At 37.6% G+C, this 16214-nt stretch carries 10 protein-coding genes and 1 CRISPR repeat array; of the genes, 2 read left to right on the top strand and 8 right to left on the bottom strand.

Annotated features, from left to right (window positions below; all coding sequences use genetic code 11):
- Positions 1-71: 71 nt before the first annotated feature.
- Positions 72-545 (bottom strand): 23S rRNA (pseudouridine(1915)-N(3))-methyltransferase RlmH, encoded by a 474-nt coding sequence (gene rlmH / locus EV194_RS00115; protein WP_132430872.1) that lies wholly within the window; start codon positions 543-545, stop codon positions 72-74.
- Between the two features lie 265 nt (positions 546-810).
- On the opposite strand from rlmH, the gene EV194_RS00110 reads away from it, so the two are divergent.
- On the top strand, positions 811-1215 hold the full coding sequence (locus tag EV194_RS00110; RefSeq protein WP_132430870.1) for a DUF4783 domain-containing protein: 405 nt from the start codon (positions 811-813) through the stop codon (positions 1213-1215).
- Complete coding sequence (gene nadC, locus EV194_RS00105; RefSeq protein WP_132430868.1) at positions 1208-2050, top strand: carboxylating nicotinate-nucleotide diphosphorylase; 843 nt, start codon at positions 1208-1210, stop codon at positions 2048-2050. The genes EV194_RS00110 and nadC overlap by 8 nt, the downstream gene beginning before the upstream one ends.
- Before the next feature lie 6 nt (positions 2051-2056).
- Here nadC and EV194_RS00100 read toward each other — a convergent pair whose 3' ends face one another.
- From EV194_RS00100 to cas9, 7 genes are all read right to left on the bottom strand, one after another.
- Positions 2057-3379 (bottom strand): DNA recombination protein RmuC, encoded by a 1323-nt coding sequence (locus EV194_RS00100; protein ID WP_243699276.1) that lies wholly within the window; start codon positions 3377-3379, stop codon positions 2057-2059.
- Between the two features lie 12 nt (positions 3380-3391).
- Positions 3392-5335 carry a tetratricopeptide repeat-containing sensor histidine kinase gene (locus tag EV194_RS00095; protein ID WP_132430866.1) on the bottom strand — a complete coding sequence of 648 codons (1944 nt, stop codon included), beginning with the start codon at positions 5333-5335 and terminating at the stop codon, positions 3392-3394.
- Positions 5336-5410: 75 nt separating this feature from the next.
- Complete coding sequence (locus tag EV194_RS00090; protein WP_132430864.1) at positions 5411-5767, bottom strand: hypothetical protein; 357 nt, start codon at positions 5765-5767, stop codon at positions 5411-5413.
- Between the two features lie 144 nt (positions 5768-5911).
- Positions 5912-7846, bottom strand: a complete 1935-nt coding sequence (locus EV194_RS00085; RefSeq protein ID WP_132430862.1) for a T9SS type A sorting domain-containing protein — start codon at positions 7844-7846, stop codon at positions 5912-5914.
- A 679-nt stretch (positions 7847-8525) separates the two neighbouring features.
- A CRISPR array of direct repeats spans positions 8526-9783; the repeat unit is 46 nt; unit sequence GTTGTGAATTGCTTTCAAATTGTATCTTTGACATATTGGTAACAGC.
- A gap of 163 nt (positions 9784-9946) precedes the next feature.
- Positions 9947-10279, bottom strand: a complete 333-nt coding sequence (gene cas2 / locus EV194_RS00080; protein WP_132430860.1) for a CRISPR-associated endonuclease Cas2 — start codon at positions 10277-10279, stop codon at positions 9947-9949.
- The gene (cas1, locus tag EV194_RS00075; RefSeq protein WP_132430858.1) at positions 10276-11196 is read right to left on the bottom strand and encodes a type II CRISPR-associated endonuclease Cas1; all 921 of its coding nucleotides are present in this window, start codon (positions 11194-11196) and stop codon (positions 10276-10278) included. Before cas1 ends, cas2 begins: the two co-directional genes overlap by 4 nt.
- A gap of 523 nt (positions 11197-11719) precedes the next feature.
- Entirely contained in the window at positions 11720-16084 is a 4365-nt protein-coding gene (cas9, locus tag EV194_RS00070; protein ID WP_132430856.1) for a type II CRISPR RNA-guided endonuclease Cas9, read from the bottom strand.
- Positions 16085-16214 lie beyond the last annotated feature (130 nt).

Raw genomic sequence — 16214 nt, 5'->3', positions numbered from 1 at the left:
TTTTTGTCTCTCTATTTACAATTATTGTGCAAAATAGTGAATATATATCTTAAAAAAACACTCAATCATCATTAATCGTGATGATAGGGCTCGTTGTTGAGTATTGTTAGTGAGCGATAAAGCTGCTCTGCAAAAAAAAGACGAACCATTTGGTGGGAAAAGGTCATTTGCGACAAACTGATTTTGAAATCAGCTCTTTTATACACTTCTGGTGAGAATCCATATGCGCCGCCAATAACAAACCATAGGTTTTTAATTCCTGAAGCCATTTGTTTCTCCATCCATTGTGCAAATTGCCGGGATGTGAATTCACGTCCTTTCTCATCCAATAAAACAAGAACATCGCCCGGTAAAATGTTCTTAAGAATCAACTCTCCTTCTTTCTCTTTCAGAAGATTCTCTGATAAATTTTTAGCCTTTTTTATGTCGGGAATAACAATGTCCTGAAAGGGGATGTACCTTGAGATTCTTTTATAGTAATCGGAAATACCGGTGTTCAACCAGGGGTCGGAGGTGCGTCCAACCATAACCAAATTTGTTTTCATTACGTATAACGATTTAATGTGCCAAAAAACGAATTTTGAACACGGTTTCCAAATATATGGTTTGGTTTTTGTAGATTTGAGTGGCGGAATTGGTTCGTGAGCTTATTGTAGACATTGATAGTTAGATAGATGTATTCTGATCGCCACTTGTTTGAAGATGGGTGTTTTGCTTTTTTGAAAGCAAAACCAAATGATGCAATAGTGACAGAAGGATGAATTCTATATTCGAATAAATCATGAACTTAACTCCTAAAAAATACTCATTATGAAACTTAAAAAATTGATTCTTTTTACTTTTCTGTTTTGCTCAGTCTCAGTTTTGATACATGGACAAACAGAGGGCAAATTGCAGGATGAAATAGTTGTGGCCACCAGAAATGGTGATTCTGGTCAACTTTCACAATACTTCAACGACAGGATTGAACTGGTATTGCCGGGTCAGTCCGGCGTTTATAGTCGTGAGCAGGCTCGTTTTTTAGTTAAAGATTTTTTTGACTCGCATCCTCCCGTATCCTTTCAGGTGATACACCAAGGAGTTAGAGAGAATGCAACATTCGCCATTGGCAGATATCATTTTAACACTGGGCAATTCAGAATATTGTTTCTGACCAAAAGAGCAGGCGATAAAACATTAATTCACCAAATTAGAGTAGAGCGGCAGGATGACTAACGATTGGTTAAAAAATTTCATAAAATCAGCACTACAAGAGGATATCGGAGATGGAGACCACTCTTCATTGGCCTGTATTCCACAAAATGCAAAAGGTAAAGCAGTCCTTTTAGCTAAAGAGGCAGGCATCATCGCGGGTGTTGAAATTGCGGAGACCATCTTTAAATATGTAGAACCGGCTTCGAAAATCGATGTTTTCATTAAGGATGGTACAGTTGTGCGCCCGGGGGACAAGGTGTTTGAGGTTGAAGCAAGCGTTCATACGCTGCTTAAGGCAGAAAGGTTGGTTCTTAACATCATGCAACGATTGAGCGGTGTTGCAACAAAAACCAATCAATATGTAAGGCGTTTGAAGGGTCTTAATACAAAAGTTTTGGATACCCGCAAAACCACACCGGGCATGAGACTGCTTGAAAAGCAGGCCGTTTTGATAGGAGGTGGAACCAATCATCGCATCGGGTTGTATGATATGATCATGCTCAAGGATAATCATATTGATTTTGCTGGTGGTATTGAAAATGCCATTACCCGAACAAAATCCTACTTAAAAGAACACAACAAAGAGCTTAAAATTGAAGTTGAAGTAAGAAATTTCGATGAGCTGAAAGAGGTTTTAAGGGTAGGAGGTGTTGATCGAATCATGCTGGATAATTTTACTGTAGAAGATACAAAGGAAGCTGTTGCCATCATTGATGGGGCTTATGAAATTGAATCTTCCGGAAACATAACACTTGACACCATACGGGATTATGCTGAAACAGGAGTGGACTTTGTCTCTGTTGGAGCGTTGACGCACCAAATCAGTAGTCTCGATTTAAGTTTAAAAGCCACGTAGTGGCTTTTAAATATTTATCTCATCTGTAGTTCCCTCCTCAGTTTCTGTTTTGGTTTCCTGCGGGAGTGCATCTATGTTTTTTAGCTTACTCATCATCACATTGGTGCGGGTGGTAACCAGTGTCTCTATTTCATCATTGGCCTGACGAATACGATCCTGGGCCTTTTTCAGAACCTTCCCAAACTCTCCGAACTGCTTCTTCACCGATGCCAGTACTTCCCACACTTCACTGCTTCGTTTTTGAATGGCAAGGGTTTTAAATCCCATTTGCAGACTGTTGAGCATGGCTGCCAGGGTGGTGGGGCCGGTTATGATGACTTTGTACTCGCTTTGCAATTGAGTTATGAGCGCAGGTTGTCGCACTATTTCTGCATACAATCCCTCCACAGGTAAAAACATAATTGCAAAATCGGTGGTGTAAGGCGGGTGAATGTATTTATCACGTATATCCTTTGCACTCTTCTTAATAGCCGCAACCAGGTTGCGGGTTTCAGCCTCAATGATGTTTTTATCTGCCTGTTCATAGGCTTCGTAAAGTCGCAGGTAATCTTCCTGCGGGAACTTGGCATCTATGGGTAAATAAACCGGCGTGCCGGAATGATCCTTGCCCGGAAGTTTTATGGCATACTCCACATGGTCGGCCGAGTTGGGCACGATTCTTACATTGGATTCGTATTGTTCCGGAGCCATAATTTGTTCCAGAATGTTTCCCAATTGTATTTCACCCAGAACACCTCGTGTTTTTACATTGGTCAGTACTTTTTTCAAGTCGCCAACTCCACTGGCCAGGGTTTGCATCTCTCCCAATCCTTTTTGCACAGCTTCCAGACGTTCACTCACCTGCTTGAACGACTGAGACAGTCTTTCTTCAAGGGTTTTATGCAGCTTTTCGTCAACAGTGATGCGCATCTCCTCCAGTTTCTTCTCTGTGGATTGAACCAGTGCGTCCTGTCTTTTAGTCATCTCCTCAAATTTTTGTTTTTGAAGAGTGTTAAATTCATTAACGCTGGCAGTAAATGATTCCCGAAAAACATTGAATCCTCTTGTCATCTCCTCTCTTGCCAGCCAGGCTGATTTGTCGTTACTCTCCTGCATTTTTGAAAGACGCTGCTCCAGCCTCAGCGAGAGCCTTTCCAGATTGTTGGCCAGTTCTTCCCGGTTCTGTAAAAGAGAGGTGGCCAACTCCGATCGGCTCTCATTTTGTAGTTTTTTAAGCAGATCCTGAAACGGGTCAAGAACAGCATCGGTTTTATTTGGCTTGCGGATGAGAATGATGATTTGAAAAATGATCAGGATGAAAAGTAGAATGATGATCAGAGTGATTTCCATGAACAATTGCATTTATTTTTTTACGTTGGTGATTATTTCAGAGTTTTCCCCTTTTTTCAGTAGGTCTGCGGGGATGGCTACTACAAAAACAGTTCCATGATTTGGTTTACTATCTACTTCTATCGTGCCCTTATTAATGGTCACAAAATCATGAACAAGAATCAAACCCAATCCCTGACCTTTTTCGTTCATTGTACCCCATGAACTTTTTATGCTGTCTGGTTTAAATAATGAGTCAATCTGACTTTTGGTCATCCCAATGCCACTATCCTTTACTTCCAGCCATAGCTTTCCTGAGTGATGATTAAGACTGATGTTGATGGTGCCCCCTTTTTCGGTAAATTTAATTGCGTTGTTCAACAGGTTCCTGATTATTGTAGCCCAACAATTGGTGTCGGTTTCTGCAATTATTTCAAAGTAGGGGCTTGAGTAAGTAATCTCTATATCTTTCTCTATGGCTGTTGGTTTATACAACTGGATGATATGTGTAACAAGGTCGGTCATGTTTAATGGCTTCTTTACTGGCAGATATATATTTTGTTGACTAATACTCCAGTGAAGCAGATTATTAAGAAGAAATGTAACTTGTTTTGAAGCGTCTGACATGGAGAAGGCTATTTCTTTAGCATCTTTCATGTTGTTATTGTTTAATGCCTCAAGCAAATATCGGGAGAGAGAAGTGATGGCACCTACAGGTCCTCTCAAATCATGTGCAAGAATAGAAAAAAGTTTGTCTTTGGATTGGTTTGAAATTTCCAACTCCCGTTTGTTTATGATCAGTTCATCGGCCTTCTGGCGCAGTTCCAGATTAAGCAAGTTTTTCTGACGATTTTGTCGCCAAATTACAAACAGGAAAAATGTTACCAGAATAAGAGTGAATGTAACCAGCAAAATAATGCGGCTTGCATAGCGGTTTGTAACAATCAGTTGGTCAACTTCTGCCTGTTTTAGGCCGATTTCATAATCGGTACGTAGGTTGGCCATTTCTGTTATTGTTTCAAGATTAATGATGCTATCGCTTAGGTGCATATAACGAATAAGATTCATGTAGGCATTTTGAAAATCATGATTTTCAAAATATATCTTAGCCATATTTTTATATGCATCTCTTTTTCTCTCTGCACTTTTTGCAACTCTGGCATGCTTCATGGCATCATTTGCTAGTTTTAAGGCCTTCTGATTATTTCCGGATATAATCTCATTTTGACTGTTATAAATTAGCAACGGAACAAGCGCTAAATAATCATTCAACTCAGAGAGGATACTGATCGCTTTATTGAGGTTTGCTCTGGCTGAATCTGTTCTATTCTGTTGAAAATGAATTGTTCCAATATTGCCCTGGATATACGCAAATGCATGTGGAGCAATATCAGGATCGAAATGTTGACTGGCAAGATGATAGTTGTAGAGCGCAGAATCGGGCTCTTTTAAAACAAGGTAGATATTCCCTAATTGATAGTAGCTCCCTCCAAGGAAATGATGGCTCTGATCCAGTTTTGAGTATATGTTTATGGCATCTTTAATATACCTGATGGCAGCCTCATGATTATTCGTTGTATAGAAAACTACACTCAAAGCATATTTGGCTAGTCCGGTTTCTTCAATTAAGTTATTCTCTCTGGCTATTTCAAGACTTTTGATTAAATGCGATGTGGCATCTTCGTAACTTCCCTTGTTTATGAGAGCCTGACCTTCTTCGTACCAGGAATAAAATAAGTAATAAGTATCACCTGATTTTTCTGCTATTTCCCGAAGCTGTGATGTATAATCAAAAAACGGATCTTCATAATCTGAATTTTGGATGATCTTCAGTATTAGCCGACTTTGTTCATCAATAGACAGATTTGTTTGACTGTTGAGAATTTGCAGACAACTATCTACAGCAACCCGATTTCTGCCATAACATATAAAAGTAAGGCTGAGAAACATCGCAAGAATTATGGGTTGTCTAAACATGATAGCCTGTTATTGTGTTTGACATGAGTTGGGCAAAGGTTGTTTGATGCAACCTCAAGGAAACTTGTAATATTATTACGGCATTCTCAGGGTTGGTGGTTTTGGTTCGCTTCTTATTATTTCATTAAATGCCGTTTCTTCTGCACATTTTGTTACCTCTACTTTGTACGAAATTTCTCCGTCCCCTCTATCAGCACCTTCAGCTTCCCATAAGTCAAAATCAATTTTGTGAGGTTTTGTTTTTAATATGCTAGTATCCCCTTCAATAGTTATCTGGTTGATTTCAGAAATGTCCGGACATTTGTCTAGTTTCCATATAACTCTGCTGCCGGGAGCAAGATGAGTAGTTATTGTTCTACCTGAATTATTTTGTGAATCACGATAGATTAATTCTCCCTTTTCTAGTTTTAGATAGATGATGGTTGGTTTCATAATTTAGGTTTTGATATGCTATAATTATATTTGAAACATTATTGGATGTCAATTTAGTAATTTTTTGGTACAAATGTAGCAAGCTGTTTCCATTCATATGGAAACAGCTTGCTGATTTCAATTAATGATTTACTTTGATTGTGATTATCGATTCTTAATTAAAAATTTCTTATTGACGATGGTGTTATTGTTTTGAATTGTAAGAATATATATTCCATCGGGGTAGGACGAAACATTCAAAGTTACTGAAATAGAATCTGCGAACCCTGAGTGTATAAGTTCACCGGCAATTGAGTAAATACTTACTGTAGAAGGTTTAGTTATGTTAGACACAACAATGTTTTCTGATGCTGGATTTGGGTAAATTGTAATGGTGCTTTCTTTTGTTTGAGGGATGAAGTTGGGGACGTCAATCATGCATCCAAAAGTTCTAAACGAATAAGAAAAATTTGGCATTTGATCATTTGGATCTGCCAGTCCATCCGGGTAATCACCTGTGTTGGATCCATACCAAAAGTGTCTGTCGGAGGGCCCCGTAACGGCAATGGTTGTGGTTAAGTTTATTCTGTACGCATTACCCGGAATGAGTATGACTTCCTCTGCTAAATGGAATTCGTTCCATCCATATACGAGATGCTCTTCACTAATTGATGCTGTTCCCAATACTTCATTGTTAATGTTTGTAATCTGAAGCTCCAGACCTCCTGCACTTCCGGCAGGATCAATATATAAGTCAACACGGCGTAGTTTATTCAACGTTGGTATGAATTCCTGCCATCTGGGTATGTTATGGGATAGCATAATTCCTCCTACAGGGTTGTTTTGACTTTGATCTGGTTCCACACACTCTTCGATGATTTCAGGAATATAGGTCAGAGTTAGCCTTCCATAAATGGATACCAGTCCGGAACCATTCGCTTCACCAATAAACCTTTCTGCTACAGCATAAAAGGAATTGTCTCCTCCTTGAATGTTGTAGAGCCTGGAATGGGAGAAGGAATGAGTGTTAAGTGTTCCGGCAGCAACTCTTAATGAAATATTACCTTCATTAGTGTCCCAGTCAGGACGGTCGCTGGCTGCAAGAATGATTCGGTCTCCCGGCGATATTACTGCGAATCCATCAAAGTTGGCCAGCAATTTGCCATCTGCAATGGCATCCATATCAATTTGCGATGCAATAAGCAATGCTTCACTTACGTCTGCATGGGTTAGATTAATGTCTTCATGATAAATAATCTGATGCGCATAACTATTTGGGATGAATTCGACTGTTAATGCTCCGTAAATAGTTGCAATTCCGTCTCCATCATTAAAAACTATGCTTTGTGTCCCTGTTGCATAAAATGTGTGCTCCCCTGGGTCGACATCAAACACCCTTGTATGAGAAAAACTGCTCCGTGTTACACTTTCACTGGTAGCGTGAGCCGCTACATGTCCATTATTTACTTCCCAGTCAATTCTGTCATTAGCTGCCAGCAAAATTTCATCACCATGTGATGAAATAGCAGTTCCATCAAATCGGACTTTAACCCGTCCGGATTCAGAAGCGTTTAGCGTAACTTCGGCAAATGCAACTGTCTCACTTACATCAATCAGCGTTTCGGCTATTTCCCTATTATGCAAAATTACGGGAGATGATGATGGAATGTATTTTGCAGTCAGACTTCCGTAAACAGAAACAATGCCGCTTCCTGCATTCTGCACAACACTTTGCATCACCGAGGCGTAAAATGTGTAGCTACCTTCACCCACATCATATACCATGGTATGCGAAAAACTATTCCGGTTGTTGTTTGCATCTGTTGCCTGTACCGATACATGTCCGTTATTGATTCCAAACACACCGGTATTGCTTGCAGCAAGTATTATTCGGTCACCTTCTGATGTGTTAGCTACCCCGTCAAAACGAACCACAACTTTCCCGGGTTCATCAAATTCCATAGGAATTTCAGCTACTATCTGTTCGCTACTCACATCGAGAGAAGTTTCCCGAACATTGGCCTGTTCTAGAATTATACCTCCCGCCAGGGAACTTGAAGCTATAATAAATAGCAATAGAAGAGTAAAAATTGTTTTCATAACTGATGTTTTAAGTTAATATAAAATTCAAAACAGTACCGAAATACCGAAAAAGAGTAAAAAAAAATGATCATGCGATCAATGGGGGTGTTGTTGTTATTGCAAGTTACTACAATTTAGATGTTTGAATCAATTTTAAAATGATGAACTGCTCAAATCCTTTGATTAATGGCTGATATTTATTTGTAACACGAGCCGAAAATTCAATTTGAATTCACCAGCTGCACATCGAATACAGACCAAAATTGCAAAAAATGATGTATCTGTTAAATTCAGCTTTGATGATTAATTCAATATATTTTGAAACAGTCTCAAGATGATTAATGTGTTTTAAAGGGAAACTTTGATTATATTTATAATTTGCTGGTATTCTCAAATTAGTGGTATTCAAGGAAACAGGGAAGTCTTGATTAACAGTCTTTAATTAGAAAGGCAAAACGGTAATTATATTTATAATTACCGTTTTACGGCTTCCCGGGGACGCATCCCCAGTAACACTTCAAATATATACAAATAAATTATTAAAGTCAGTTTAGCAGGAAACTATGTCTTTGCTATATTACCTATTAGGCAGTTGTGAATTGCTTTGGCTCCACCGATTTCCGCTTCGCTCCAATTCAAATTGTATCTTTGACATATTGGTAACAGCCAACATGAATAAATCTACCTCATTACCGGTGTTGTGAATTGCTTTCAAATTGTATCTTTGACATATTGGTAACAGCCTTCGATACTTTCTTCAAGTCCATTTACCTGTTGTGAATTGCTTTCAAATTGTATCTTTGACATATTGGTAACAGCTATTTCAGACTTGTCATTTGCCGGGATTGTGTTGTGAATTGCTTTCAAATTGTATCTTTGACATATTGGTAACAGCTATCCCAATTAGTAACAGATTCTAAGCCGGGTTGTGAATTGCTTTCAAATTGTATCTTTGACATATTGGTAACAGCTGACTTTATTCGGGTTCTGAGCGTCTAATGTTGTGAATTGCTTTCAAATTGTATCTTTGACATATTGGTAACAGCATTAAACCGTTTAAATGCTTTAATTATGGCGTTGTGAATTGCTTTCAAATTGTATCTTTGACATATTGGTAACAGCTTTAAATTGATATTTTGTTTTTAGAGCGCGTTGTGAATTGCTTTCAAATTGTATCTTTGACATATTGGTAACAGCTCTGCTCTGCTGATACAGTATCAGCAGGAGGTTGTGAATTGCTTTCAAATTGTATCTTTGACATATTGGTAACAGCATAGTTTTCTGTGTATAAAACACCTCCCTGTTGTGAATTGCTTTCAAATTGTATCTTTGACATATTGGTAACAGCGTCACAGAAAAATAGTTCTTATCAAAATCTGTTGTGAATTGCTTTCAAATTGTATCTTTGACATATTGGTAACAGCCTTAAAGAAGAAATCAGTGAATTTAAAACAGTTGTGAATTGCTTTCAAATTGTATCTTTGACATATTGGTAACAGCGCAGCAATATAACCGATTTGCGAGTAGGCGTTGTGAATTGCTTTCAAATTGTATCTTTGACATATTGGTAACAGCAACGTTTGACGGTAAACTCTCGTTGCCGTAGTTGTGAATTGCTTTCAAATTGTATCTTTGACATATTGGTAACAGCAAACTACGGATTATGGGAAAAGCGATTTGAGTTGTGAATTGCTTTCAAATTGTATCTTTGACATATTGGTAACAGCCCCTTCAATTTTCGCAGAACGGCAGGGCGAGTTGTGAATTGCTTTCAAATTGTATCTTTGACATATTGGTAACAGCGACTACTGGGGACGGACTGCATATTTCAGCGTTGTGAATTGCTTTCAAATTGTATCTTTGACATATTGGTAACAGCTAACAGAGGTACTGGAAACTTCTTTTGGCAGTTGTGAATTGCTTTCAAATTGTATCTTTGACATATTGGTAACAGCAGACCTCTATTCAAAGGGTTGTCATTGAGTTGTTTGTGCCAATATTTAGGATAAAAAAATGAGCTGTTGCGAAATGCAAAAAAAGTCCGGCCACCGGACTTTTTTTGTTGCATGATTTGTTGAGTCGATGACAAATTGAGCGACCTTAAATTTAAGAGCTACGTTAAAAAAGCTCCAGTTGCAGATATGGCGTCTCTTTTTTATCCGGCTCTTTTCCCATAAACAGTTCCATGTCGCCAAACTGTTTGTCGGTAATTCTTAAAATGCCAACATGTCCCTTGGGCGGCAGCATTTTTTTTACCCGTTTAATATGTACTTCTGCATTTTCGCGGCTGGGGCAGTGCCTCAAGTAGATGGAGAATTGAAACATCACGAATCCATCTTTCAACATTTTTTTTCTGAAATCGCCGGATATTTTCCGGTCTTTTTTTGTCTCTGTTGGCAAATCAAACAGTACCATTACCCACATAACTCTGAATTCATTTAATCGGTTCATGTTTCGGTAAATTTTGGATAAGCAATTCTTCTGGCGCTGCCTTCGAAACAATTAAAGAGCGATGCCGTGGTTTGAGAAGCAGCAATCATCAAAGGGCTTCGTTTGTCATTAATCATCACATCGGTTTGTGGTATGCTCAGCAGTTGCCACTTCACCTCTTTGGATAGTTGCGTATAATCAATGCCGGAATCCACAATGTTATAAACTATTTTATCCACAAACGGTCGGTACGGCTCCATGATGTCATCTGCCAGGCAATAGGCATTGTATCGGTTATGATGATGAATGCCTAAAGTTGGCATCAGTCCGCTGGAAACAAGCGAACGTGCAATAATTGCCCGCAAAATGGCATAACCGTAATTCAGAAGATTGTTAGGTGGCTCCTCTTCGCGTCCTCTTTTGAAACCATCAATGGGAAAGAAATTTGCCCAGTAGAACGCTGCTGCTCTCGCCTCATGGTTTTCACTGTCGCCGGATGTCACGCTGGATGCCCAGTGTTGCATGTTATCTGTTCTGATTCCTCTTAACCGGGACAATAGGGTGCTTTGGTTACTGATTTTACATTTAATGGTTTGTTGCCACAACTGTTTCTTTAACGGAATGGATGCTTTGATCTGTTGCTCATATCTTTCAGTCTGAACTGAATTTCCGCTAAGCGTTAACAAAAGTCCATGTGGCATGTGTGAGTTATCGCAGGTTACAACGGCACAATTGTTGGCCAAAAGCTTCTGAATCAGAGCGTGGGTAATGGTAATCTGTTTGTGATCCGTTATAACCATTCCAATGTCTTCAATGGGGATGGTGTTTTTCCCTGATTCATTATCAAGTCCCTTGGCATCGGGAAAGTTGATAACCAGCTGCTCGTTGCGGGTGCTTAAATAGACGGGATTTCCAAAGTAGAGAGTTTTTTTTATCATGGCGTTTATTGTTCATCGGATGATTTCAAGTTATCCGATGATCAATTTGCACGGAAAAACTCAAAATCAGTCGTCAATGGTTTTATATACCATTTTTAAGTTACTGCGTTCAAATAACCATAAGAAGTTATATGTTCTTATGCTGTAATTTCTGATACGCAGGAATTCGGCAAAGGGTTATAAAAGATGCTTTTAAACACAATTACAGACAATGGAATATATTTTATTCGAAGGCTCCGATTCGCCCTTGAAATCAAACGAAAGTGATTTGAAATAAGGCATCAGATAAAATTATCCGCGTAATGATAATGTGTTGATATAGGATTGTTTAGATAGAAGGGGTAGTTGTCTTTGCTAAAGTTTTGTTGCGATTTTTTCCCTTAATTTCAGAGATTATAGTTCTGGCTTTCTATAAAAAAATCAAGGGGGTTATATTGATGAGGTTGGTCGTTTATTTTGAACTGAGTGCTTCACTGCAAGTGAAGCACTCAGTATAAAATTAGCTGTCTTGAAAGTAAGGTTTTTACTGGATATTGCCTAACCTATCCACATTTAGTTTTATACATTTATCTTTTATCATTATTCCATTTATGTCTCTTTCCATTTTGTTTAACGTTGAATACTCAATTTTATTCACAATCGAATTAGCAACCTCATGTTTTATGAAGAAACATTGGCTTCCTGAAGAGCTAACCATCTTATAAATCCTTTCAGCCTGTTCTTTCGATGGATTTTTAAGATCTATTGTGCTGATATCTTCATCTTCGTCGGGTACATATACCAGATCGTTTGGCGACAGGCTGAATAGAAATTTCCCCCTGTCGTTTTTTACCGGTATCATTGGTGTTTCAGCTTGTTCCTCTTTTGAAAGCGTGGCTCTCCATTTTTGATGTTCAATGACTTCGTTTAAGGGGATGGTTTCATAATTTCTTTTTCCGTTTTCGTCTTCGTAAACAGTAAAGAAGAGGTTGGTTCCTTTTGCAGCTTCCACATATTTGTCCTTTTTATTTCCGTTTTCGCCCAGCTTGAATTTACTACCCACTTCATATACCCGAACTTTATAAATCGGGTGGTGATTTTTTCCATTATTAAAGTGCCGTATATTATTATTTAATTCTTCAAGTCCTTCAGGTGAAAAGGCCAGTTCAGAATTATTGCCTCTGCTGGTGAGGTAATTATCTAAAATCGCTTGTATCCCTTTATCGGTAATTGATTTTATCGTTTTATGATTAAATGAAGGATCAATGTTTTTACGTGTTGCAGTTAGTATCTTATCTTTTGGTACTTTTACATTGTTTAAATGAACCTTCCCGGATACGGTTTCTTTGTGCATGGGTTTTCTTACGGCCCAATTTTGACCTTCCTGCTCAACCAATTCTTTGGTCTTTTTACCGTTCTTAACTACCCATTTCTGATAGCGGTTGGTTGCTTTATTTATTATACGTTGATTAAGCTTAAAGCTAACCACCATTTTTTCTAATGAAGTTTTCGCGTCAACGGTAAAATTTGACCAGGGCTTTATGAAGTTGACGGGGACTTCTTTTTCTACACGTTCACCGTCTCTTATAAAAACTCTTTTTTCGTAATTCCTTAGTTTTCTGTTTAAATCAAATCGTTCTTTTGATTTTGCATGCTTATTACTTAATAGGTTTATGTGGTCTCTGGTTGCACATGCAATGATTAATGCGTCAACAGCATGATGTCTGTGATCTATACGTTTTTTGTTGAAACCCTTGCTATATTCGTGTGGTACAGAAGGCAACTTTTTTTGATGATTTTTACTATAGGTAGTGAAAAGTTCGCTCTTGGTAATGGCGTTCATTCTTTCGAAGCGGGGTAAAATCAACTCATTCCAAACATCGTTTAAACCCCAGTCCTGTTTTAATTGATTCGTAACTTTCCCGTTACCGGGAAGTAGATTCTTGGAATTTATGCCATCATCGTTGTTTTCTTCACGCACAATATTAGATAAAATTGAACAGATGTATTTGCTTATATAGCGGGAGTCATTCAGCTGCCTTAGAATCATCTTTTCCGGAATTTCTTCCAGAAGCAATTTGTTCCGTTTGCCCGGGCTTTTTGCATAGTGCTTATCTACAAATTCTTTATATTGCGATTCCGTGAAAACTTCAACTTCTTTTCCAAAGCCTATTGAAACCTTCTGTCCATAATGATTTTTAATAAATTCTAACCCCAGTTGATTGTCCTTAAGTTTATTTACCGCTGCTTCGCAAATAACTTTGTTCGTAAAACCATCGTCAAAGTACCGACTTTGTGGAATGACATGTTCAATCTCATATTCCGGAGTAAATAATTTGTTCAAAGGAATGATTTGTCCGGTGTACGGCGACCGGTACTTCTGTTCGAGCCAGAGTTTGTAGCGTTGTAATTCTGATTTTGTTGGTTCTGCTTTCTTGCTTATTTTCTGGATGTCGTCTTCAATTTCAATATCAGAGTTTAATACGCCATCCTCATAAATTTTTAAAATTTCCTGTTGCACGGGAGAGTATGGACGCACATTCTCAACGGAGCTGTCGTTCATCATTTCAATCAGTAAGGCTTTAATCCTTTGATTGGTGTTTTCGTTCTCAGAAACAATTGTCGTTAGTCTTTTTCGTTCTTCTGCATTGTTTTTCAAATCACGACCCAATTCAACATGAATCTCATTAAAGAAATTCTTTTCTCCGTTACCATAATGTTGCCAAATATCTCTCACTACTCTTAGCGTTTCAGTAACTACTTGTTCAACAATTGGATTGCGTAATGAGTGTTGTTTAAATTGACTGATAAATTTATCCATTTCATCCACCGAATTCCATTTTGCTACATCACCGGCTTCAGAATGCCGATCATAAACAACGTAGCCTGCAAGCCAAAGTTGTAGGCCTTGGAAATCATCTTCTTTTTCCAGTTTTATTGCTTTTTCTCGTACTTTGTCTTTTATATTTTCGTCATACTCTCCGGTAATAAATTTATTGATGCGTTCGCGGGTTCTTATGTCAATATTATCCCATTCCCAATATTTTCCTATCCGCATTAATGGCAGAAGTCTTTTTATTGCCTTTTCAGAGTAACTTCCATAATCACTTTTAAATGGAGGGAATTTTAAAAATGCTTCTACAAAAGATTCAATTTCCAGTTCATTTTTAGTTGCATAAGATTTTAATGCTTTTTCATAATCCTTTTTATCGGTGACTGAATATATGATGTGCCATAAACTAATTTCTTTCTCTTTGGTGAGAAATTCAGGGGTAATGTCATCAACTTTTTTTAATCGGCTTCTTATATCGTATCCAGTTTCGTTGCAGGGATACTTTTTTGATTCATCCTTAACAGAGTCGTAAACATAGTTCCACCTGTATTTCGCAATTTCAGAATTCAATGCTTTGCCTTTCAAACCTTCGGCACTTAAAAAGTATTTTAGAATTGTTTTATGGTCTGCTTCTTTTTGTTGCATCAGAAAATCAAACAGGTTTTCATAGTCCTCTGTTGATTTTATAAATAGATTTGTCACCTCAAAATCATCATCTTTTCGGTATATTTTTAAATTATACATCCATTGCCAAACCCTGAATTCCTGATAAAGGGGGTGGGATTTAGGAATGGCTTTGAGGTGTTTCTTTTTGGTTTCTCCGTTATGTTTGTATGTTCTATATTCTAAAGGACAATTGCTAATGGTTGATTTTTGGCTTCGCAATGGTCGTTGGTAAAAAATAATATCTTCTACAATAAGATGAACAAAATCCTTTGTTTTCAAATTAAGCTGGTGACCTTCATTGTTTCGGTAAAGTTCTCTGATTGAATCGTAGTATAGGTTTTCGTTTTTTAGTTCCGGGTGGAAATCTTTTTGCTTATTTAGAATCTGTTCTAATTCATCTTTGTAAAACTTGCGCTCAATGGTTTTAACTAAATCTCCTTTAATTTTTTGGGATGGGTCGATTAGTAAGTTTTCGTAGATATAGGAACCAACAGTTTCAGATGAATTATTGATTTCTTTTTCCGTTTTCTTTTTCAAAAGAGTCCAGTCATCTTCTTTCGGAGCCCGAAAGCTACGCTTCTCTGCACCTTCTTTATCGGTTTTAACACTACCATCATCATTTAAGTCTGTGGTTACAATAAAATCACGAGTTTTATTCTTCCAGTCATATAGAGGTGTCTTACTTGAACGACGATAAATCCAGCCGTTATTAAGATGCAATGAATACCAAACTTCACCTTTGCTATTCGGCTTTTCATCAGCTACAACATCAACCACTTTTAGCGAATAGAATTCAACCAACTTATTTTTATTTTCTTCCTCTTCTTCACCCCTCAATTGATAATACCCTCTTTTTTGGTTAAAATTCAATATTATCCAGGCAAGTTCTTCTTTTTTAATTTTTTGCGTGAGTGCTTTTTTTCTTAAATAGTAGATCGTCCAGTCGTAGGGAATTAATCTTGGCTTTCCATTTTCGTTTATTAGCAAGTCTGGTTGTTTATTACGAAAGTCTTCTACCATTTCATTAAAGGAATCAATAAAGATGAAACGATTTATGTTGAAGGCTAATTTTGGTTCCGTACCAGGGATAAACTGTCCTAGTTTTTCTTTAAAATCAATTTGTTTTGCGTAATGTTCAGGTAAAAACTTCAAAATATTTAATACACGGTGTATTCTTTCTCTACGAAGCAAGTGTCGTTCCCTTAGTCTTCTAACGCTTCTGTAGGCTGTTCTTTCTGCTGTTTGGGAAACAGAGTTCCCTTTTCCAAAGTCTCCAATAATATCCTGGCTCATTGGTATTATTCTGCTTCCTAATCCCAGTATTTTACCTTTTTTTTCTTCAAAACTTCCTTCAATCAATGCCCAGCCAATAGAATTTGTTCCTAAATCAAGACCTAAAACTTTTTTCATAACAAACAATTTTATGGTATTCTCCAAACAACTTAAAGCCATTGGAGGAATTTATTTTTTGAATTTATATTTTGATTTTGTAATATTGTTATACAATTTGAAGCAATTCACAATAAGGATTATTCCGTTG

This window comes from Natronoflexus pectinivorans, from assembly GCF_004345615.1.
GTDB lineage: Bacteria > Bacteroidota > Bacteroidia > Bacteroidales > Marinilabiliaceae > Natronoflexus > Natronoflexus pectinivorans.
This window is presented reverse-complemented; position numbering and strand designations above follow the sequence as displayed.